Origin of the sequence: Rhizobium sp. K102, assembly GCF_022385315.1 — a bacterium.
GTDB classification, from domain to species: Bacteria; Pseudomonadota; Alphaproteobacteria; order Rhizobiales; family Rhizobiaceae; genus Rhizobium; species Rhizobium croatiense.
Genome location: NZ_CP092436.1, coordinates 1437064 through 1456970 on the forward strand (window position 1 = coordinate 1437064; position 19907 = coordinate 1456970).

A 19907-nucleotide genomic window follows, 5' to 3' on the forward strand; every position below is an offset into this window, starting at 1 on the left:
TTACTTCTTGCCCAGGGTGACCTTGATCATCCGGTCGGGATTTTTGACTTCGCCGTTCTGGCCTTCGCCGCGCTTGATCTTGTCGACATTCTCCATGCCGGAAACGACCTTGCCGACGACGGTATACTGGCCGTTCAGGAAGGAACCGTCGGCGAACATGATGAAGAACTGCGAATTGGCGGAATTCGGATCCTGCGAGCGGGCCATGCCGACCGTGCCGCGCACGAACGGGGTCTTGGAGAACTCAGCCGGAATATCGGGCAGATCGGAGGAGCCGGTGCCGGCAAGGCCGGCATCGAAGCCCTTTTCCATGTTGCCGTATTTGACGTCGCCGGTCTGGGCCATGAAGCCCTCGATGACGCGGTGGAAGGCGACATTGTCGTATTCGCCCTTCTTGGCCAGCGCCTCGATCTGGGCAACGTGCTTCGGCGCGACATCAGGCATCAACTGGATGACGACAGGGCCGTCCTTCAGTTGGACGGTGAGATAGTGATCGGCCGCCTGGGCGAAGGCATCGCCCGCGAAGGAGGCCAGATACAGCACGCCGGCAAATGCGAGATAAAAGAGTTTCATATGGGCTCCGTTGCGGCGGGTTCCGCCGGGTCTTTGCGCTTGCGAGACTTCTTACTTGCTAGTTCGGGCGCTTGGATGTGAGGGCTTGCAAGACGGCGGCCGGCACGAAAGCGCTGACATCGCCGCCCATGGCGGCGATCTGGCGGACCAATGTGGCGGTAATGGGCCGCGAAGCCGTGCCCGCCGGCAAAAAGATGGTCTGGATGTCGGGCGCCATCGCCCTGTTCATGCCGGCCATCTGCATTTCGTAATCGAGGTCGGTACCGTCGCGAAGGCCGCGGATCAAAAGCGTTGCGCCATGGGCACGAGCGGCATCGACGACCAGATTGTCGAAGGCGACGACAGTGATGGCGCCGGCCTTGCCGGGCAGCGCTTGCGTCAGGGAAAGGCGGATCAGCTCGGCTCTCTCGTCGAACGAAAAGAGCGGTGCCTTGCCGGGATGGATGCCGATCGCGACGATCACCTTTTCGGCGACGTTCAGCGCCTGGACCAGAACATCCACATGTCCGTTGGTGATCGGGTCGAAGGACCCAGGATAAAAAGCTGTCGTCATCTGGCTCGGCCGTTGGTTTGACGCCTTTTGTCATGGATGCTGCCTTGCCGCAAGTGATTTGCCCCGCCGTTTCCCATGGCTGAACGACGAATGAACATGCCATTCAAGGCTGTTTCAGACAGAACCTGCTTAACTTGGATCATCAAGGCAGCCGATGCCATTCCGGCATCCGGCGTTCCCCGAAAGACCATGTCCATGCTGATCGTGCTCGTTGCGCTTGCCGTCCTTTTCTCTCTCGCCGCTGAAATGGCCTATGGCTTTTTCGCCGATCGCTACGAGGTGAGCTGGGTGCGGCCGGAGGTTGCCGAACATGCCGCGATCGTGCGCGTCCAGGGCCGGCTGCGCGAACAAAACCGGGTCTCGAATCTGAACGCCAGATGAACGAGACATTCAAGGAGGCTTCAGATCGGCATTGGTAAACACCGCCTCAACATCCGGCGGAACCAATTTAGAACGGATGCGTTCATTCAACCGACACATAGATGCGATTATCGCGGCAGGAAGGACTAACGATGCCCGGCAAGATTACGATGATTAACGTGCTCTGGATGGTAATGGTCACGGGCATGCTCACCGCAACTGTCGCTCTCTATGATCAGAAGGCCGATACGTCCAAGGTTTATGGTTCCTATGCTTCGGCCCGCACGGCCGTACTGGGCCAGTACTGAGGGGCGAGAACGCAACTCCCCAGGAAAGGAATGCCTATGTTCACGATCTTGACAGTACTCACCGCCCTCATCAGCGTGATGTTCATCGTGTCTGTGGCCTCGACGATTTCAGCGCTCCGGCGCGAAGACGCAGAGGTGAAAGCGCTGAACGAAAAACATAGCGCATTCTGACATTCCTCCCTTCCCCACCCAAGAGCGGCACCCTTCCGCCGCCTCGGGTCCTTCAAAGCCGGATGCACCCAGCGTCCGGCTTTTTTCTTGGGGATAACCAGGCTAAGCTCAAAAGAAAAGGGCGGCCCGAAGCCGCCCTTTCACTTGATCATTCCTCGGCAGGCCCGGCCGGATCGCCATCGGCAACCGGCGTTTCGCCGACTGAACCTTCCTCAGCAACAGGAGCACCTTCGGCGGTCTCGACGGCTTCCTCCGTCTCGTCCTCTTCCGGCTCGCTGATGCGTTCGACCGAAACGACCTTCTCGTCCTTGGCCGTCGAGAAGATGGTGACGCCCTTGGTGGCGCGGCTGGCGATGCGGATGCCGCCGACCGGCACGCGGATCAGCTGGCCGCCATCCGAAACCAGCATGATCTGATCGCCGTCATCGACCGGGAAGGCCGCAACCAGTTCGCCGATTTCGCCGGTTTTCGACGTGTCGGTGGCGCGGATGCCCTTGCCGCCGCGGCCGGAGATGCGGAAGTCATAAGACGACGAGCGCTTGCCGAAGCCCTTTTCGGAGACGGTGAGCACGAACTGCTCGCGTGCCTTCAGCTCTTCATAACGCTCATCGGAGAGCTGTCCCTCCTCGGTGACTTCCTCGCCGACGAGAGCGATATCCTCTTCATCGACGCCCGTCGCGCGGCGTTCGGCGGCAGAGCGCTTCAAATAGGCGGCGCGCTCCCACGGCTCGGCATCGACATGGCCAACGATGGTCATCGAGATGATGCGATCGCCCTCGCCGAGATTGATGCCGCGCACGCCGATGGAGTTGCGGCCGGCGAAGACGCGAACGTCGTCGACGGAGAAGCGGATGCACTGGCCGAGCGCGGTGGTCAGCAGCACGTCGTCACGTTCCGTGCAGGTCTCGACCGAGAGGATCTCATCACCCTCCTCATCGAGCTTCATGGCGATCTTGCCGTTGCGGTTGACCTGGACGAAATCCGACAGCTTGTTTCGGCGAACCGTGCCGCGCGTCGTCGAGAACATGACGTCGAGATTATCCCAGCTCGCCTCGTCCTCGGGCAAGGGCAGGATGGTGGTGATGCGCTCGCCGGGTTCGAGCGGCAGCATGTTGATCAGCGCCTTGCCGCGCGAGGTCGGTGTGCCGATCGGCAGGCGCCAGACCTTCTCCTTGTAGACGATGCCGCGCGAAGAGAAGAACAGAACCGGCGTATGGGTATTGACCACGAATAGCCGGCTAACGAAATCCTCGTCGCGGGTGGTCATGCCGGAGCGGCCCTTGCCGCCACGGCGCTGGGCGCGGTAGGTGGTCAGCGGTACCCGCTTGATATAACCGAGATGCGAGACGGTGACGACCATGTCCTCGCGGGCGATGAGATCCTCATCGTCCATTTCGAGGCCGCCATCGACGATCTCGGTGCGGCGCGGTGTGCCGAACTCGTCGCGCACGGCGGTGAGTTCATCCTTGACGATGGTCTGGATGCGGACACGCGAGGACAGAATATCGAGATAATCCCGGATTTCCTCGCCGATCTTGTTGAGTTCGTCGCCGATTTCGTCGCGGCCAAGGGCCGTGAGGCGGGCAAGACGCAGTTCGAGGATGGCGCGAGCCTGTTCTTCCGACAGGTTGTACGTCATGTCCTCGTTAATGCGATGGCGCGGATCGTCGATCAGACGGATCAGGCTTTCGACATCTGCCGCCGGCCAGCGGCGGGTCATCAGTTCTTCGCGGGCCGACTGCGGATCGGGCGCCTGGCGGATAACGCGGATGACTTCATCGATGTTGGCGACGGCAATGGCGAGGCCGACCAACACATGGGCACGCTCACGCGCCTTGCGCAGCAGGAATTTCGTTCTCCGGCTAACGACTTCTTCGCGGAAGGAGACGAAGGCGCGCAGCATGTCGAGCAGCGTCAGCTGCTCCGGCTTGCCGCCGTTCAGCGCCACCATGTTGCAGCCGAAGGACGTCTGCAGCGGCGTATAACGATAGAGCTGGTTGAGGATGACCTCGGCATTGGCGTCGCGCTTCAGCTCGATGACGACGCGATAGCCCTGGCGGTCGGATTCGTCACGCAGGTCGGAGATGCCCTCGATGCGCTTTTCGCGCACCAGTTCGGCCATCTTTTCGATCATCGTCGCCTTGTTCACCTGATAGGGGATTTCGGTGATGATGATCTGTTCGCGGTCGCCACGCATCGGCTCGATCGCCGCGACGCCGCGCATGATGACAGAGCCGCGGCCGGTCTCGTAGGCCGAGCGGATGCCGGCGCGGCCGAGTATTTTGGCGCCTGTGGGAAAATCCGGGCCGGGAATGATCTGCATCAGTTCCGGCAGCTCGATCGCTGGATCGTTGATCAGCGCAATGCAGCCGTCGATGACTTCGGAAAGATTGTGCGGCGGAATGTTGGTTGCCATGCCGACGGCAATGCCGCCGGCGCCGTTGACGAGCAGGTTCGGGAATTTCGCGGGAACCACGACCGGCTCGGACAGCGTGCCGTCGTAGTTGTCGCGGAAGTCCACGGTTTCCTTGTCGAGATCATCGAGCAGCGAATGGGCGGCCTTTTCGAGCCGGCATTCGGTGTAACGTTCGGCCGCCGGCGGATCGCCGTCGACGGAGCCGAAATTGCCCTGACCGTCGATCAGCGGCAGCCGCAGCGACCAGGGCTGTGCCATGCGGGCGAGCGCATCATAGATCGCGGCATTGCCGTGCGGATGGTATTTACCCATCACATCACCGGTGACGCGGGCGCATTTGACGTATTTCTTGTTCCAGTCGATGCCGAGCTCGGACATGCCGTAGAGGATGCGCCGGTGCACGGGCTTCAGGCCGTCGCGCACGTCGGGCAGCGCGCGGCTGACGATGACGCTCATGGCGTAATCGAGATACGACCGCTGCATTTCCTCCATGATGGAGATGGGCTCGATGCCTGGCGGGAGCTTCCCGCCGCCGGGGGGTGTTTGCTCAGTCAAAACAGATCACGATCTCTTCTGAGAATCACTTGAAGATTTATAGCGGAAAGCCTGTTCCCGCGCCAATTTCCGAGCGCGTTTTGAACAGGCTTTTGCGGCCGAAAAAGGGTAAAGCACGGGACTTGTGCGATCGGACCGGACAAATCCGCCGCGGGCCGCCGCAGCATATTTGCCAAATCCAAATCCCCGCTTCACAATCGCAGAAAATCACGCACCCATATGGGCTTTCGGAGAGACGATGGCAAGCGCCGACCAATTGATCAACGCCTTCACGACGCTTCTCGTCACCATCGATCCGCCGGGGCTCGCCCCCATCTTCCTGGGACTGACGACCGGCATGAGCCGGAGCCAGCGAACCCAGGTGGCGCTACGCGGCTCAACCATCGCCTTCATCATCCTCGCCGTCTTCGCCCTGTTCGGCTCAAGCGTTCTCGGCGTGCTCGGCATTTCGATTGGCGCCTTCCGCATCGCCGGCGGGCTGCTGCTCTTCTGGATCGCCTTCGAAATGGTGTTCGAGAGGCGCCAGGAGCGGAAAGAGAAAGCCAGCGAGGCAGCTGTCACCAAAGATCATATCGAGAATATCGCCGTATTCCCCCTCGCCTTGCCGCTGATCGCCGGCCCGGGTGCGATCTCGGCGACAATCCTGCTTGCCGGCACGCTGCCGACCTCGGTGGAAAAGGCCCAGCTGATCGCCGTCATCGCCGCCAATCTACTGCTGACACTGCTGATGCTGCTGATTGCCGACAGGCTCGACCGTTTCCTCGGCGTCACCGGGCGGGCGATCCTGACGCGGCTCCTCGGCGTCATCCTCGCCGCCCTTGCCGTGCAGTTTGTCGTCGACGGCGCGAAGGCGGCGCTTAATCTGATCAGCGCGACGCCGCACTGAACAGCGCGAGAGCAAACAAAAAAGAGTATGACGCGTCAAAGGCATCATGCTCTCGGATCTTCTTCAAGCCGGGATATGCGGCCGATCAGAACGGGATGTCGTCATCGAGATCGCGCGAGAAGTTGCCGCCGCCGCCGCCGCGGTTCGACGATGAGGACGACGCCGGGGCGCCGTAATCGTCGCCGTAATCATTGTTGCTACTGCCGCCGCGGCCACCGGAGCTCGCAGCACCGCCATCGCCGCGGCCGTCGAGCATGGTCAGCGTCGAGCTGAAGCCCTGCAGCACCACTTCCGTCGAATAGCGGTCCTGGCCCTGCTGATCCTGCCATTTGCGGGTCTGCAGCTGACCTTCGATATAGAGCTTGGCGCCTTTCTTCACATATTGCTCGACGACCTTGCAGAGGCCTTCGTTGAAGACGACGACAGTGTGCCATTCGGTCTTTTCGCGGCGTTCGCCGGAATTGCGGTCACGCCAGGTCTCCGAGGTCGCGATACGGAGATTGGCGATCGGCCGGCCATCCTGAGTGCGGCGGATTTCGGGGTCTGCACCCACGTTTCCAACCAGAATTACCTTGTTCACGCTACCAGCCATGCTTCTCACCCTGCCTGCCGCCCTGCCCGGCGGCGTTTCAATCGATCGGCGCACCTTAAACCATCACGGACCGCCGATGCGCATGGGCGGCATTTAATCCACATGTTTATCCATCAGAAAGCCGCATGCATTCATCAGGAATTTTGTTCTTTATTTGTTCTAGTTTATCCGTATGATCCTGTCAACAGAATCGAAAACCTTGAACCTTCCCGGATATTCAGCCTCGACTCGCCCGCCGGCATCACTAAATAAGGGCTGTTATCCAGAAAACCAAAGCAGAGACGATGAGCGAACTGAAGACGATCTCCATCCGCGGCGCGCGCGAGCACAATCTGAAGAGCATCGATCTCGATCTGCCGCGCAACAAGCTGATCGTCATGACCGGTCTTTCGGGCTCGGGCAAATCCTCGCTCGCCTTCGACACGATCTACGCCGAGGGCCAGCGGCGCTACGTCGAGAGCCTGTCCGCCTACGCCCGGCAGTTCCTCGAAATGATGCAGAAGCCCGATGTCGACCAGATCGACGGGCTGTCGCCGGCCATTTCGATCGAGCAGAAGACCACCTCGCGCAACCCGCGCTCGACGGTCGGCACCGTCACCGAGATCTACGACTATATGCGCCTGCTCTTTGCCCGCGTCGGCGTTCCCTATTCGCCGGCGACCGGCCTGCCGATCGAAAGCCAGACGGTCAGCCAGATGGTCGACCGCATCCTCGCTTTCGGCGAAGGCACCCGTCTTTATATTCTCGCGCCGCTCGTGCGCGGGCGCAAGGGCGAATACAAGAAGGAACTGGCGGAGCTGATGAAGAAGGGCTTCCAGCGCGTCAAGGTGGACGGCCAGTTCTACGAGATCGCCGAGGCGCCGGTTCTCGATAAGAAATACAAGCACGACATCGACGTCGTGGTCGACCGCATCGTCGTGCGCTCCGATGTTTCGGCGCGCCTGGCCGACAGCCTGGAGACTTGCCTGAAGCTCGCCGACGGGCTGGCAGTCGCCGAATTCGCCGACAAGCCGCTGCCGCCGGAGGAAACCTCAGCCGGCGGCTCGGCCAACAAGTCGCTGAACGAGACGCATGAGCGCGTGCTGTTTTCGGAGAAGTTCGCCTGCCCGGTCTCGGGCTTCACGATCCCGGAGATCGAACCCCGGCTGTTTTCCTTCAACAATCCCTTCGGCGCCTGCCCGACCTGCGACGGCCTCGGCGCCCAGCAGAAGATCGACGCCGACCTGATCGTGCCCGAGCCAGAGCGGACACTGCGCGACGGGGCGATCGCGCCCTGGGCCAAGTCGACCTCGCCCTACTACAACCAGACGCTGGAAGCGCTCGGCAAACATTACGGCTTCAAGCTCGGCACCCGCTGGAACGATCTTTCCGACGAGGCCAAGGATGTCATCCTCAACGGCACCGACGACAAGATCGAATTTCACTACGCCGACGGCGCGCGCTCCTATACGACCCACAAGAACTTCGAGGGCATCATCACCAATCTCGAGCGTCGCTGGAAGGAGACCGATTCCGCCTGGGCCCGCGAGGATATCGAGCGCTTCATGTCGGCAGCCCCCTGCCCGGCCTGCAACGGCTATCGCCTGAAGCCGGAAGCGCTCGCCGTGAAGATCAACAGGCTGCATATCGGCGAAGTGACCGAGATGTCGATCCGCGTCGCCCGCGACTGGTTCGAAACGCTGCCGGCCAGCTTCAACGCCAAGCAGAACGAGATCGCCGTGCGCATCCTCAAGGAAATCCGCGACCGGCTGCGCTTCCTCAACGATGTCGGCCTGGAGTACCTCAGCCTGTCGCGCAATTCCGGCACGCTGTCGGGCGGGGAGAGCCAGCGCATTCGCCTCGCCTCGCAGATCGGCTCGGGCTTGACCGGCGTGCTTTACGTGCTCGACGAGCCGTCGATCGGCCTGCATCAGCGCGACAATGCTCGATTGCTCGACACGCTCAAGCACCTGCGCGATATCGGCAACACGGTCATCGTCGTCGAGCATGACGAGGATGCGATCCTGACGGCCGACGACGTCGTCGACATCGGCCCAGCGGCCGGCATCCATGGCGGCCAGGTCATCGCCCACGGCACGCCGCAGGATATCATGGACAATCCGAAGTCGCTGACCGGCAAATATCTCTCGGGCGAACTCGGCGTGCCGGTTCCAGACGAGCGCCGCAAGCCGAAGAAGGGCCGCGAGATCAAAGTCGTCGGCGCGCGCGGCAACAATTTGAAGAATGTCACGGCCGCGATCCCGCTCGGCGTCTTCACCGCGGTGACCGGCGTTTCCGGCGGCGGCAAGTCCACCTTCCTGATCGAGACACTGTATAAATCGGCAGCACGCCGCGTCATGGGTGCGCGCGAAATCCCTGCCGATCATGACCGGATCGACGGTTTCGAGCATATCGACAAGGTGATCGACATCGACCAGTCGCCGATCGGTCGCACGCCGCGCTCGAACCCGGCGACCTATACCGGCGCCTTCACGCCGATCCGCGACTGGTTTGCCGGCCTGCCGGAGGCCAAGGCGCGCGGCTATCAGCCGGGCCGCTTCTCCTTCAACGTCAAGGGCGGACGCTGCGAAGCCTGCCAGGGCGACGGCGTCATCAAGATCGAGATGCACTTCCTTCCCGATGTCTACGTCACCTGCGACGTCTGTCACGGCAAGCGCTATAACAGAGAGACGCTCGACGTCACCTTCAAGCAGAAGTCGATCGCCGAGGTGCTCGACATGACGGTGGAGGAAGGCGTCGACTTCTTTGCGGCAGTGCCCGCGGTGCGCGACAAGCTGCAATCGCTGAAGGATGTCGGCCTCGGCTATATCAAGGTCGGCCAGCAGGCCAACACGCTTTCGGGTGGCGAGGCGCAGCGCGTCAAGCTCGCCAAGGAATTGTCGAAACGCTCGACCGGGCGCACGCTCTATATTCTCGACGAACCGACGACCGGCCTGCATTTCCACGACGTCGCCAAGCTGCTCGAAATGCTGCACGAACTCGTCAACCAGGGCAATTCTGTCGTGGTGATCGAGCACAATCTCGAAGTCATCAAGACGGCCGACTGGGTGCTCGATTTCGGCCCTGAGGGCGGCGATGGCGGCGGCGAGATCGTCGCAACCGGCACGCCGGAGGCAATCGTCAAGGAGAAGCGTTCCTATACCGGACAGTTCCTCAAGGAATTGCTGGAACGGCGGCCGGCCAAGAGGGCGGCTGCGGCGGAATGACGATGAGGCTGGCGTCATCCGATGATCTGGAAACGGTCGCGACGCTGACGGCAGCCGCCTATCGCCCCTATACCGAACGCTTCGGCTCGCCACCGATCCCGGTGACGGAAGACTACAAGCCACGGATCGAACGCGGCGAGGTGGTTGCGCGACATCGGCGGCGAAATCGTAGGGCTCACGTTCGTCGAGCGGCATTCGGATCACCTCATGCTGTTCAGCATCGCGGTCTCGCCGGCCTTTCAGGGCGCCGGGCACGGGCTGGCGATGCTGCGCTGGCTGGAGGGCAAGGCGCGGGAATGGGCACTGCAAGAGATCCAGCTCTATACCAATGCCCGGATGGAACGGAATATATAGCGCTTTATCGCGCCTTCGGATTTCAGGAAACGGGTCGCCGGCCGAACCCATATCGGCCAGGATGGACGCTCGTCGATATGACGAATGAGATCGATGCGGCCTGATGGCTGCCAACTGGGAGGACGACATGACGAAATCCGGCACTATCCGCACCGGCATCGGCGGCTGGACCTTCGAGCCCTGGCGGGGGCATTTCTTTCCCGATGATCTCAAGCAGAAGGACGAGCTGCATTATGCCAGCCGCCAGCTGAAGGTCATCGAGGTCAATGGCACCTATTACAGCACTCAAAAGCCGGCGGTGTTTGCGAAATGGGCAGCGGATGTGCCCGACGGTTTCATTTTTTCGCTGAAGGCGACGCGGTTTGTCACCAATCGGCGGGTGCTGGCCGAGGCCGGGGAATCGATGGAGCGGTTCCTGTCCTCTGGAATCAGCGAGCTCGGCGATCATCTCGGGCCGCTGCTCTGGCAGTTCGCGCCGACGAAGAAGTTCGATCCGGAAGATTTCGAGGCCTTCCTGAGGCTGCTGCCGGCAAAACAGGATGGGCTGGCGCTTCGCCACGTTGTCGAGGTCCGGCACGATTCCTTCAAGGCGCCGGAATTCGTCGCCCTGCTTGCCAAGTACGGCGTGGCGCCGGTCTGCGCCGAACATTTCGAATATCCGATGATCGCCGACGTCACGGCCGATTTCGTCTATGCCAGGCTGCAGAAGGGATCGGACGATATTGCGACCTGCTATCCCGACAAGGAGTTGAAGGCCTGGGCGGACCGGCTCGAGACCTGGGCGGAAGGCAATGTACCCGACGATCTGCCGCTGATCGATAAAGGCCGCACGGTCAACGTCGAGCCGCGCGACGTCTTCGCCTTCATGATCCATGAGGGCAAGGTGAACGCACCGCATGGGGCGATCGCCCTGCAGAAATTGCTCGAGAAATAAATCGAACTACAGCGGCAGTACCGCCGCTGCGAGCTCTTCCGCCGTCAGCCCTTTGCCGGCGCGGTGGGCGGCCTCTCCATGCAGCCAGACGCCGGCCGCCGCCGCCTCGAAGGCCGGCAGGCCCTGCGCAAGCAGTCCGCCGATGATGCCGGCGAGTACATCGCCGGATCCGGCGGTCGCAAGCCAGGCCGGAGCATTGGTATTGATCAGCGCGCGGCCGTCCGGCGAGGCGATGGTGGTATCGGCTCCCTTGTAGACGATCGCGGCATTGGCGCGGCGGGCGGCGGCGAGCGCCTTGTCGACCTTGCCCAGCGTATCGTCGCCGCCGATATCGGGAAACAGGCGCGAAAATTCGCCCTCGTGCGGCGTCAGCACCAGGCGCGGCTCGCCCCGGAAAAGATCGAAAAGCTGTTGCGGATCGTCCTTGAACGAGGAGATGCCGTCGGCATCGAGCACCAGCCGGCGTTCGGCAAGAGCCGAGACGAAGGCGCGCGCCCTGGCGCCGATGCCGAAACCGGGGCCGAGGACGAAGGTCTGCAGCCGCCGGTCCGAGAGCCAGTCTTCGAGCTCGACCTCGTCGTCGATCGCATGCAGCATCACGGCTGTGAGATGCGCGGCATTGGCGGCCATCGCCGCACCGGGGGCTGCGATCGTCACCAGTCCGGCCCCGGCCTTCAGGCCGGAGGCCGCCGACATGCGCGCAGCACCTGTCTTGTCGGCCTCGCCTGAGAAGACGACCAGATGGCCGCGCTTGTATTTGTGGGTCTCCAGCTGCTCGGTCGGCAGCACGGCCTTCCAGGCATCCGGCGTGTTCTCGGCGATGAGACCGCCTGCCTCGGCCCTGATGATGCGGGCGGGAATGCCGATATCGAAGACCGCCAGCTCGCCGCATAGCTCCCTGCCCGGCATCAGCAGATGGCCGGGCTTGCGCGTCATGAAGGTGATGGTATTGCGCGCGCGGAAGGCCGCGCCCAGCACCTTGCCGGTGCGGCCGTCGAGGCCGGAGGGCAGGTCGATCGCAAGCACGGGGATATCGGCCTCGGCGACTTGCTCGATCACTGTGCCGACAACGGCCGGCACCACGCGACCGAGCCCCGCCCCGAACAGGCCGTCGACGACGACATCGCCACTTTCGGGCCGGTAGAGCTCAAGCCCCTGCCCCTGAAGCGCGCAGCCGGCTCGAGCGCGGGCGGCGTCGCCCTTCAGCCTGGAGGGATCGCCGAGATGGAAGAGCGCCACCGTCGCTCCGCCTTCCTGCAGATGCCTTGTCGCGACATAGGCGTCGCCGCCATTGTTGCCCGGGCCGCAGAGCACGACGAAACGCAAAGCAGTCGGATGAAGCCTGAGCGCGGCAGCGGCGACCGCAGCTCCTGCCCGTTCCATCAGACCAAAGGAGTCGATGCCGGACGCGGCGGCAGCCGTATCGACGGCTGCCATTTCGGCTGGCGTAAGGAGAAGGTCGGAGAGATATCTGCTCATCAGCCTATTCAATTCAAAAAACGCTCAAAAAACAACCGCATGAACCATCAAGCGGAAGCTCCTATTTTATGCATTTGCCTATCTTTTCACCGAATCGAGATCTGCTTTGGCAATCGCTGGAAAATCTGACTTTCGCGGTTTTCGATCTGATTTTAGGCAGGAGGCGATGTTTTTTCACTTCTCCATCACCAAAACCATATCAAATGCCCCGCAAACGCGCCGGTTTTGACAGAATCGCCGTATTTTTTCGCAAAGATGGATTTCAAACTGGCACGATATCTGCATCATATCCGGCGAGCGGGAAACATCCTGCCATAACGGGAGAAGCGGAGAGCATTTTCTCATGAAAAAGATCGAAGCGATCATTAAGCCTTTCAAGCTGGACGAAGTGAAGGAAGCCCTTCAGGAAGTCGGCTTGCAGGGTATCACAGTCACGGAAGCCAAGGGCTTCGGTCGTCAAAAGGGCCACACGGAACTCTACCGCGGCGCCGAATACGTCGTGGATTTCCTGCCGAAGGTGAAAGTTGAGGTCGTGCTGGCCGACGAGAACGCGGAGGCGGTCATCGACGCGATCCGTAAGGCGGCACAGACTGGCCGCATCGGCGACGGAAAGATCTTCGTCTCCAATGTCGAAGAGGTTATCCGCATCCGCACCGGCGAGACCGGCATCGATGCCATCTGACCACTTTGCCTACCGCGCAAAGTCCGATACCGTCACCGCGCCCACCTATTGTCATTGCTAATTGGAGGAAGGTATTTAATGGCGACCGCAAGCGAAATTCTGAAGCAGATCCAGGAAAACGACGTCAAGTTCGTCGATCTGCGTTTCACCGACCCGAAGGGCAAACTGCAGCATGTAACGATGGACGTTGCCGTCGTCGACGAAGACATGTTCGCCGACGGCGTGATGTTCGACGGCTCCTCGATCGGCGGCTGGAAGGCCATCAACGAGTCCGACATGGTGCTGATGCCCGATACCGAAACGGTGCATATGGACCCATTCTTCGCCCAGTCGACCATGGTCATCGTCTGCGACATCCTCGATCCGGTCTCCGGCGAGGCCTATAACCGCGATCCGCGCGGCACCGCCAAAAAGGCCGAAGCCTATCTCAAGGCCTCTGGCATCGGCGACACGATCTTCGTCGGCCCGGAAGCCGAATTCTTCGTTTTTGACGACGTCAAGTACAAGGCAGATCCGTACAATACCGGCTTCAAGCTGGATTCGACCGAATTGCCGTCGAACGACGACACCGATTACGAAACCGGCAACCTCGGCCATCGCCCGCGCGTCAAGGGCGGCTATTTCCCGGTCCCGCCTGTTGACAGCGCCCAGGATATGCGTTCGGAAATGCTGACGGTTCTCTCCGAAATGGGCGTCGTCGTCGAAAAGCATCACCATGAAGTGGCAGCCGCCCAGCACGAACTCGGCATCAAGTTCGACACGCTGGTGCGCAACGCCGACAAGATGCAGATCTACAAGTACGTCGTGCACCAGGTGGCGAACGCCTATGGCAAGACCGCGACCTTTATGCCGAAGCCGATCTTCGGCGACAACGGCTCGGGCATGCATGTGCACCAGTCGATCTGGAAGGGCGGCAAACCGACCTTTGCCGGCGACGAGTATGCCGGTCTTTCCGAGAGCTGCCTTTACTATATCGGCGGCATCATCAAGCACGCCAAGGCGATCAATGCCTTCACCAACCCGTCGACGAACTCCTACAAGCGCCTCGTTCCGGGTTATGAAGCGCCGGTGTTGCTCGCCTATTCGGCCCGCAACCGCTCGGCCTCCTGCCGCATTCCGTTCGGCTCCAATCCGAAGGCCAAGCGCGTCGAAGTCCGCTTCCCGGATCCGACCGCCAACCCCTATCTCGCCTTCGCCGCCATGCTGATGGCCGGCCTCGACGGCATCAAGAACAAGATCCATCCCGGCAAGGCCATGGACAAGGATCTCTACGATCTGCCGCCGAAGGAATTGAAGAAGATCCCGACCGTCTGCGGCTCGTTGCGCGAGGCGCTGGAAAGCCTCGATAAGGACCGCAAGTTCCTGACGGCCGGCGGCGTCTTCGACGATGACCAGATCGATGCCTTCATCGAGTTGAAGATGGCAGAGGTGATGCGTTTCGAAATGACGCCGCACCCGGTTGAATACGACATGTACTATTCGGCCTGATCAATCGAAGACCGAAAGCCCCGGCTTGCTGGGGCTTTCGCCTCCACGTCACGAACGGCAGACGGCGAGGATATGACGTTCATGTGACGAATTGGCTCAAAAATCTTGATTTATGAGCCACCAATCACCAAATCCGGTGATGAAAGGAAGTCGTACCATGAAAGAAAGAGTAGCAAAGTTCAGTATCGGCGAAGTGGTCCGGCACAAGGTTTTTCCGTTTCGCGGCGTCATCTTCGACGTGGATCCGGAGTTCGCCAATACGGAGGAATGGTGGAATTCCATTCCCGCCGAGGTGCGCCCCAGCAAGGATCAGCCCTTCTACCACCTGCTCGCCGAAAATGACGAGAGCGAATATGTCGCCTATGTCTCCGAGCAGAACCTGGTGAACGACGAAAGCGGCACGCCGCTTCGCAACCAGCAGGTCTACCAGATTTTCGATCAGAGTCCGTCAGGGCAGTTCAAACCCAAGATGAGCTTCGCCCACTAAAGACATCCTGATCCAATTGTAATATAAGGCCTCGCGATCCCGGCGAGGCCTTTTCTTTTGGCTGCAAACCCGCCTGTTGTCTTTCGCTGGGAAGCCCCTCATCCGGCTGCCGCCACCTTCTCCCCGTTCTGACGGGGCGAAGGGACCAGGTCGCAACCTCTCGGTCCCTCGCCTACCTCTCGCAAGGCACGTCCCCTCGCCCCGTTTACGGGGAGAGGGTTAGGGTGAGGGGCAAAACCGAAGAGCCATGTGTAACGCAGAAGAGAGAGATGCTTAGCAACAAAAAACCCGGCCTCAAGCCGGGTTTCTAATTCAATATGGCGGCAGGATTACTGCGCCTTGGCTGCCTTCTGGGCGTCTTCCAGCTTCTTGCGGGCTTCGTCAGCCTTCTTCTGCATGCCTTCTTGCAGGCTGCGCTGGCTTTCAGCAAGCTTGTTTTCGGTAACCGGTTCGCCGTCATAAGCGCCGGTGAAGCCTTCGAGCGAGATCTTGATCGGGTTCGGGGCGCGGCGGAAGTTGATCGAAGTAAAGATCACGTCGCTGCCCTTCTTGAGGCTGGCGATCATCGCATCGGTCAGCGGGATTTCTGCGGTGCATTTGTCCGGCAGGCAGACGGCGTAATCGAGCTTCTGGCCCTTGCCACCATCGATCTGCATCATGATTCCAGGAGGAATCAGACGCGCGGTGGGAACGGAGACCTGCAGAATCTTGCGGTTGATCTTGCCGGTGACCGAGATCAGGCCGACGGCCGTGACGAGCTGGCCGCCATTGGCGAGGATCAGGTTCTGGACGACACAGATGTCGTTGTCTTCCTGCTTGGTGCAGGTCTTGTACCAGCCGAGCTTGGGGGCGCCGACGCCCTGGGCCGGACCTGGAGCCGCCGCATCCTGGGCGAAGGAGGAAACCGGAGCCGAAGCGGCGCCGAACATCACTGCCAGAACGGACAGCGCTGCCCGCATTTTCTTTTCAGACTTGAACATCATAACGAATTCCGTCTCCTGATATCCGTTCGGGGCAGCGACGTGCCGCCCCAACCATCGGGTCGTTCGGCACTCACCTCATAGAAAAATGAGGCAAATGCATGACCCCGAAACTTCGGGTTCACCTGTTACATCGCAGCGTTCAAGATATCCAGCATTTCTTTGGCAATTCGAGCAGCTATTTCATCGCCAGCGCCAAAGAAATCGCGTCCGCGTGTTGGAATCGGTCGACCCCATGCTAATCTCCGGCGTGAATCGTGCCCATTTTCGCGGATTTCAAGGATTGCCGAATGCTCCGGATCGTCGTCCCCCTCGTCCTCTCGCTGCTCTGCGGCACCGTCGCTGCCGAACCGCTGCACGGCATTGCGATGCATGGCGAGCCGGCCCTGCCGCCGGATTACAAGCACTTCCCTTACGTCAATCCCGACGTCAAGAAGGGCGGCAAGATTACCTATGGGGTCGTCGGCACCTTCGACAACCTCAACCCGTTCATTCTGAAGAGCATGCGCACGACGGCACGCGGCATGTGGGACCCGGACTATGGCAACCTCGTCTACGAATTCGCTGATGCAGCGCTCCAGGGACGAGCCCTTCACGCTTTACGGCCTGCTTGCCCAGACCGTTGAATGGGACGACGACAGGAGCTTCATTCAGTTCAACCTCAATCCGAAGGCGCAATGGTCCGACGGCCAGCCGGTGACGCCGGAAGACGTAATGTTCAGCTTCGAGCTGTTGCGTGACAAAGGCCGCGTCCCTTTCGCTAACCGCCTCAAGGTCGTCGCCAAGATGGAGAAGGTCGGCGAACACAGCGTGCGCTTTACCTTCAATGACAAGGCCGACCGAGAGACGCCTTTGATTTTCGGCCTTTTCCCGGTGCTGCCGAAACATGCGATCGATCCCGAAACCTTTGATCGCACATCGCTGACGCCGCCGGTCGGTTCCGGCCCTTACAAGGTGAAGGTGGTGAAGCCGGGCGAAAGCATCACCTATGAGCGCGACCCGAATTACTGGGGCAAGGACATTCCTGCCAAGGTCGGCACCGACAACTACGATCAGATCACTGTCCAGTATTATCTGCAGGACACGACGTTGTTCGAAGCCTTCAAAAAGGGCGATGTCGACATCTATCCCGACGGCAATCCCGGTCACTGGGCCAATGCCTATAACTTCCCCGCGGTCACCTCCGGGGCTATCATCAAGGACGTGTTCACGCCGAAGTTGCCGAGCGGCATGCTCGGCTTCGTCTTCAACACGCGGCGGCCAATCTTTGCCGATCCGAAAGTGCGTGAAGGCCTGTCGCTGGCGTTCGATTTCGAATGGGCGAACAAAAACCTCTATTCCGGCGCCTACAAGCGTACTCAAAGCTTCTGGCAGAATTCCGAGCTTTCGAGCTTCGGCGTGCCCGCCAATGCCGCGGAGCTTGGGCTACTCGGACCGATCAAGGACAAAATCGCCTCCGATATTCTCGACGGTACCTACAAGCTGCCGGTCACCGACGGCTCCGGCCGCGATCGCAACGTGCTGAAGCAGGCGGTCGGGCTCTTGAAGGAGAGCGGCTATACGATTCAGGGCGGCAAGATGGCCGATGCCTCGGGGCGGCAACTCGCTTTTGAAATCATGACGCAGAATGCCGACCAGGAGAAACTCGCCGTCGCCTACCAGCGTTCGCTGCAGGCGATCGGTATCGCGGCGTCGATTCGCACGGTCGATGATTCGCAATATCAGAGCCGCACGAACAGCTTCGATTACGACATGATCATGAAGTCCTTTACCTCGTCGCTGTCACCTGGAAACGAGCAGCTCGGCCGCTGGTCTTCGGCTGCCCGCACGCGCGAGGGCTCGGACAGCTTTGCCGGCGCCAACGATCCCGATCTCGACACGCTGATCGACCATCTGCTGAGGGCGCGCTCGGCGGAAGAATTCACGGCGGCGGTTCGCTCCTACGATCGGCTGCTGCTCTCGAGCCACTACGTGCTGCCGCTCTATCACATGGACCAGCAGTGGGTGGCGCGCAGCAAGCGCATCGGCCATCCCGACAGGGTGCCGCTTTATGGCTATCAGCTGCCGATATGGTGGGATACAAGCGCCCAATAGAAGCGGCCGAAGGCCTCGGCCCGATGTCTCCACCGGAGACGCGCAGAAATAAGGAAGATCATCATGGAGCGTATCACCATCGACGTGGTCTCGGATGTCGTCTGCCCCTGGTGCTATCTCGGCAAGGCGCGGCTGGAGCTCGCCATTGCCGAGGTGCAGGACGAAGTCGGTGTCGACATCAACTGGCGGCCCTATCGGCTCAATCCAGATTATCCTAAGGAAGGCGTCGACCAGAAGAAGGCGCTGGCCGAGAAGCTCGGCGGCGAGGAGCGCGTGGCGCAGGCCCACAAGATGCTGACCGATCTCGGCCGCGAAGTCGGCATCGCCTTCGATTTCGAGGCGATCAAGATCGGCCCGAACACGCTCGACGCCCATCGGCTGATCCACTGGGCGATGATCGAAGGCCGCGAAAAGCAGGACGCGGTCGTCGCAGCCCTGTTCAAAGCGAATTTCGAAGAAGGCCGCAATGTCGGCGATCACGCGGTGCTGCTCGATATCGCCGAAAAGACCGGCCTCGACCGCTCGGTCATCGCCTCGCTGCTCGCCTCCGATGCCGATCGTGATCTGATCGTCGCCGAAATCAAGGCGGCGCAGGAAATGGGCGTCAACGGCGTGCCGTTCTTCATCTTCGACCAGCAATATGCCGTCAGCGGCGCGCAGACACCCAATGTGCTGGCGAATGCGCTGCGCGATATCGCCAAGGCGAAAGCCGAGGCGCGATCGGGGCTCAACTGAGGCGCCGATGCGCATCGAGATCGAAGAGCCGCGACAAAGTTGGGTCGAGGATTTCGCAGCGCTCAAGCGCGCCATCATACGCGCCGCCCCTGCGGGAGCCTATCTGCATCACATCGGCTCGACGGCCATCCCCGGCCTTCCCGCGAAGGATATCATCGATATCCAGCTGACCGTGAACGATCTGGCCGATGTCGATGTCGAGGCATTCGAACAGGCCGGTTTCGAGCGCAGACCAATCGTCATCGACCACTGCCCTCCGAGAGTTGAGCTGACGGAAGGCGAATTGCGCAAGGCCTTCTATCGCAGCAGAGGACGCCCGGCCAATCTGCACATCCGCGAAAGAGGCCGGTTCAATCAGCGCTACTCTCTTCTCTGCCGCGACTTCCTGCGCGCCCATCCGACGGCGGCAAACGCCTATGCGCTGATCAAACAGCGGCTCGCCCAACGTTTTCCCGAAGACGTCGATTTCTACTACGACATCAAGGACCCGGTGTTCGACATCATCATGGACGGCGCCAATGAATGGGCAAGACTGATCGGCTGGTCAGAACCGCCAGCCGACTGAACAGTATCAGCCTTCAGCCCAGAACCGGAATGCAGCACACCTCGGTCTTCACCGAGTTGGCGATGAAACATTCATCGTGGGCGCGATGGTGCAGCGCCTCGAGCTCGCTCAGCGAGGGCTGCTTGTCGCCGCTGAAGACAACACGTGGCTTCAGTGTCACCACAGTCATGGCAAGACGTCCTTCGGCATTCTTCTCCATAATGCCCTCGGCGGCATCGGTGTAGCTGTCGACGCAAAAGCGCTGTTTGGCGGCGATCGACAGGAACCAGAGCATGTGGCAGCTGGAGAGCGAGGCGACAAAGGCCTCCTCCGGATCGACGGCGTCCTCGGCGGAATAGGGCAGCGGAACGACATGCGCCGACGAGGATGCGCGCAGCTCTATGCCACCGTCGAAGGTCCAGCGGTGGGCGCGGCTGTAGTGGTTGTCGGTGAAGGTTTCGCCGTTGCGCTCCCAAGCGATCGTTGCGCCGTATGTCGCCATGCCTGTCT

18 protein-coding genes and 2 pseudogenes are annotated in these 19907 nt (G+C 60.9%); 13 read left to right on the forward strand and 7 right to left on the reverse strand.

What is annotated here, in order from left to right:
- Positions 1 to 573, reverse strand: a complete 573-nt coding sequence (locus MHI61_RS12925; RefSeq protein ID WP_097579291.1) for a peptidylprolyl isomerase — start codon at positions 571 to 573, stop codon at positions 1 to 3.
- A gap of 58 nt (positions 574 to 631) precedes the next feature.
- A complete protein-coding gene (gene coaD, locus MHI61_RS12930) occupies positions 632 to 1126 on the reverse strand; it encodes a pantetheine-phosphate adenylyltransferase (RefSeq protein ID WP_239792296.1) in 495 nt (164 codons plus the stop codon).
- A gap of 90 nt (positions 1127 to 1216) precedes the next feature.
- On the opposite strand from coaD, the gene MHI61_RS12935 reads away from it, so the two are divergent.
- The 3 genes from MHI61_RS12935 (at position 1217) to MHI61_RS32625 (ending at position 1965) form a co-directional block, all read left to right on the forward strand.
- The gene (locus MHI61_RS12935; protein ID WP_239792297.1) at positions 1217 to 1507 is read left to right on the forward strand and encodes a hypothetical protein; all 291 of its coding nucleotides are present in this window, start codon (positions 1217 to 1219) and stop codon (positions 1505 to 1507) included.
- A gap of 131 nt (positions 1508 to 1638) precedes the next feature.
- A complete protein-coding gene (locus tag MHI61_RS12940; RefSeq protein ID WP_239792298.1) occupies positions 1639 to 1794 on the forward strand; it encodes a hypothetical protein in 156 nt (51 codons plus the stop codon).
- A 36-nt stretch (positions 1795 to 1830) separates the two neighbouring features.
- Complete coding sequence (locus MHI61_RS32625; protein WP_010032175.1) at positions 1831 to 1965, forward strand: hypothetical protein; 135 nt, start codon at positions 1831 to 1833, stop codon at positions 1963 to 1965.
- 148 nt (positions 1966 to 2113) lie between these two features.
- Here MHI61_RS32625 and gyrA read toward each other — a convergent pair whose 3' ends face one another.
- Positions 2114 to 4936: a DNA gyrase subunit A gene (gene gyrA / locus MHI61_RS12945; RefSeq protein WP_239792299.1), complete on the reverse strand. Its 2823-nt coding sequence runs from the start codon at positions 4934 to 4936 to the stop codon at positions 2114 to 2116.
- A 238-nt stretch (positions 4937 to 5174) separates the two neighbouring features.
- Between gyrA and MHI61_RS12950 the strand changes: the two genes are divergently transcribed.
- Positions 5175 to 5822, forward strand: a complete 648-nt coding sequence (locus tag MHI61_RS12950; RefSeq protein ID WP_038688903.1) for a MarC family protein — start codon at positions 5175 to 5177, stop codon at positions 5820 to 5822.
- Positions 5823 to 5907: 85 nt separating this feature from the next.
- Here the strand turns inward: MHI61_RS12950 and MHI61_RS12955 are convergent, their stop codons facing one another.
- Entirely contained in the window at positions 5908 to 6414 is a 507-nt protein-coding gene (locus MHI61_RS12955; RefSeq protein ID WP_239792300.1) for a single-stranded DNA-binding protein, read from the reverse strand.
- A 284-nt stretch (positions 6415 to 6698) separates the two neighbouring features.
- Here MHI61_RS12955 and uvrA point away from each other — a divergent pair, with 284 nt between their 5' ends.
- From uvrA to MHI61_RS12970, 3 genes and pseudogenes are all read left to right on the forward strand, one after another.
- Complete coding sequence (gene uvrA, locus MHI61_RS12960) at positions 6699 to 9620, forward strand: excinuclease ABC subunit UvrA (protein WP_097579280.1); 2922 nt, start codon at positions 6699 to 6701, stop codon at positions 9618 to 9620.
- Positions 9617 to 10078 (forward strand): annotated as a pseudogene (locus tag MHI61_RS12965) (GNAT family N-acetyltransferase). Before uvrA ends, MHI61_RS12965 begins: the two are co-directional and overlap by 4 nt.
- Before the next feature lie 23 nt (positions 10079 to 10101).
- A complete protein-coding gene (locus MHI61_RS12970) occupies positions 10102 to 10908 on the forward strand; it encodes a DUF72 domain-containing protein (RefSeq protein WP_239792838.1) in 807 nt (268 codons plus the stop codon).
- Between the two features lie 6 nt (positions 10909 to 10914).
- On the opposite strand, the gene MHI61_RS12975 is transcribed toward MHI61_RS12970, so the two are convergent.
- A complete protein-coding gene (locus MHI61_RS12975; protein WP_239792301.1) occupies positions 10915 to 12387 on the reverse strand; it encodes an NAD(P)H-hydrate dehydratase in 1473 nt (490 codons plus the stop codon).
- A gap of 343 nt (positions 12388 to 12730) precedes the next feature.
- Between MHI61_RS12975 and MHI61_RS12980 the strand changes: the two genes are divergently transcribed.
- The 3 genes from MHI61_RS12980 (at position 12731) to hspQ (ending at position 15044) form a co-directional block, all read left to right on the forward strand.
- Positions 12731 to 13069 (forward strand): P-II family nitrogen regulator, encoded by a 339-nt coding sequence (locus MHI61_RS12980; RefSeq protein ID WP_003539626.1) that lies wholly within the window; start codon positions 12731 to 12733, stop codon positions 13067 to 13069.
- Positions 13070 to 13147: 78 nt separating this feature from the next.
- Positions 13148 to 14557, forward strand: a complete 1410-nt coding sequence (gene glnA, locus MHI61_RS12985) for a type I glutamate--ammonia ligase (protein WP_038688890.1) — start codon at positions 13148 to 13150, stop codon at positions 14555 to 14557.
- A gap of 157 nt (positions 14558 to 14714) precedes the next feature.
- A complete protein-coding gene (gene hspQ / locus MHI61_RS12990) occupies positions 14715 to 15044 on the forward strand; it encodes a heat shock protein HspQ (RefSeq protein ID WP_097579276.1) in 330 nt (109 codons plus the stop codon).
- A gap of 329 nt (positions 15045 to 15373) precedes the next feature.
- On the opposite strand, the gene MHI61_RS12995 is transcribed toward hspQ, so the two are convergent.
- Entirely contained in the window at positions 15374 to 16027 is a 654-nt protein-coding gene (locus MHI61_RS12995) for an invasion associated locus B family protein (protein WP_010030460.1), read from the reverse strand.
- Positions 16028 to 16314: 287 nt separating this feature from the next.
- Here MHI61_RS12995 and MHI61_RS13000 point away from each other — a divergent pair.
- The 3 genes and pseudogenes from MHI61_RS13000 to MHI61_RS13010 all read left to right on the forward strand — a co-directional run bounded on the left by MHI61_RS13000 (position 16315) and on the right by MHI61_RS13010 (position 19418).
- A pseudogene (locus MHI61_RS13000) lies at positions 16315 to 18118 on the forward strand (extracellular solute-binding protein).
- A gap of 63 nt (positions 18119 to 18181) precedes the next feature.
- Positions 18182 to 18853, forward strand: coding sequence for a DsbA family oxidoreductase (locus tag MHI61_RS13005; protein ID WP_239792302.1), 672 nt, complete (start codon positions 18182 to 18184; stop codon positions 18851 to 18853).
- Positions 18854 to 18860: 7 nt separating this feature from the next.
- Positions 18861 to 19418 (forward strand): GrpB family protein, encoded by a 558-nt coding sequence (locus MHI61_RS13010; RefSeq protein ID WP_239792303.1) that lies wholly within the window; start codon positions 18861 to 18863, stop codon positions 19416 to 19418.
- A gap of 13 nt (positions 19419 to 19431) precedes the next feature.
- Here the strand turns inward: MHI61_RS13010 and MHI61_RS13015 are convergent, their stop codons facing one another.
- The gene (locus MHI61_RS13015; protein ID WP_239792304.1) at positions 19432 to 19899 is read right to left on the reverse strand and encodes an OsmC family protein; all 468 of its coding nucleotides are present in this window, start codon (positions 19897 to 19899) and stop codon (positions 19432 to 19434) included.
- Between the last annotated feature and the right edge of the window lie 8 nt (positions 19900 to 19907).

Excerpts from the sequence above, each read along its gene's own strand:
- MHI61_RS12925 (WP_097579291.1), bottom strand. The coding sequence starts at position 573 with ATGAAACTCTTTTATCTCGCATTTGCCGGCGTGCTGTATCTGGCCTCC.
- coaD (WP_239792296.1), bottom strand. The coding sequence starts at position 1,126 with ATGACGACAGCTTTTTATCCTGGGTCCTTCGACCCGATCACCAACGGA.
- MHI61_RS12935 (WP_239792297.1), top strand. The coding sequence starts at position 1,217 with ATGAACATGCCATTCAAGGCTGTTTCAGACAGAACCTGCTTAACTTGG.
- MHI61_RS12940 (WP_239792298.1), top strand. The coding sequence starts at position 1,639 with ATGCCCGGCAAGATTACGATGATTAACGTGCTCTGGATGGTAATGGTC.
- MHI61_RS32625 (WP_010032175.1), top strand. The coding sequence starts at position 1,831 with ATGTTCACGATCTTGACAGTACTCACCGCCCTCATCAGCGTGATGTTC.
- MHI61_RS12950 (WP_038688903.1), top strand. The coding sequence starts at position 5,175 with ATGGCAAGCGCCGACCAATTGATCAACGCCTTCACGACGCTTCTCGTC.
- MHI61_RS12955 (WP_239792300.1), bottom strand. The coding sequence starts at position 6,414 with ATGGCTGGTAGCGTGAACAAGGTAATTCTGGTTGGAAACGTGGGTGCA.
- uvrA (WP_097579280.1), top strand. The coding sequence starts at position 6,699 with ATGAGCGAACTGAAGACGATCTCCATCCGCGGCGCGCGCGAGCACAAT.
- MHI61_RS12970 (WP_239792838.1), top strand. The coding sequence starts at position 10,102 with ATGACGAAATCCGGCACTATCCGCACCGGCATCGGCGGCTGGACCTTC.
- MHI61_RS12975 (WP_239792301.1), bottom strand. The coding sequence starts at position 12,387 with ATGAGCAGATATCTCTCCGACCTTCTCCTTACGCCAGCCGAAATGGCA.
- MHI61_RS12980 (WP_003539626.1), top strand. The coding sequence starts at position 12,731 with ATGAAAAAGATCGAAGCGATCATTAAGCCTTTCAAGCTGGACGAAGTG.
- glnA (WP_038688890.1), top strand. The coding sequence starts at position 13,148 with ATGGCGACCGCAAGCGAAATTCTGAAGCAGATCCAGGAAAACGACGTC.
- hspQ (WP_097579276.1), top strand. The coding sequence starts at position 14,715 with ATGAAAGAAAGAGTAGCAAAGTTCAGTATCGGCGAAGTGGTCCGGCAC.
- MHI61_RS12995 (WP_010030460.1), bottom strand. The coding sequence starts at position 16,027 with ATGATGTTCAAGTCTGAAAAGAAAATGCGGGCAGCGCTGTCCGTTCTG.
- MHI61_RS13005 (WP_239792302.1), top strand. The coding sequence starts at position 18,182 with ATGGAGCGTATCACCATCGACGTGGTCTCGGATGTCGTCTGCCCCTGG.
- MHI61_RS13010 (WP_239792303.1), top strand. The coding sequence starts at position 18,861 with ATGCGCATCGAGATCGAAGAGCCGCGACAAAGTTGGGTCGAGGATTTC.
- MHI61_RS13015 (WP_239792304.1), bottom strand. The coding sequence starts at position 19,899 with ATGGCGACATACGGCGCAACGATCGCTTGGGAGCGCAACGGCGAAACC.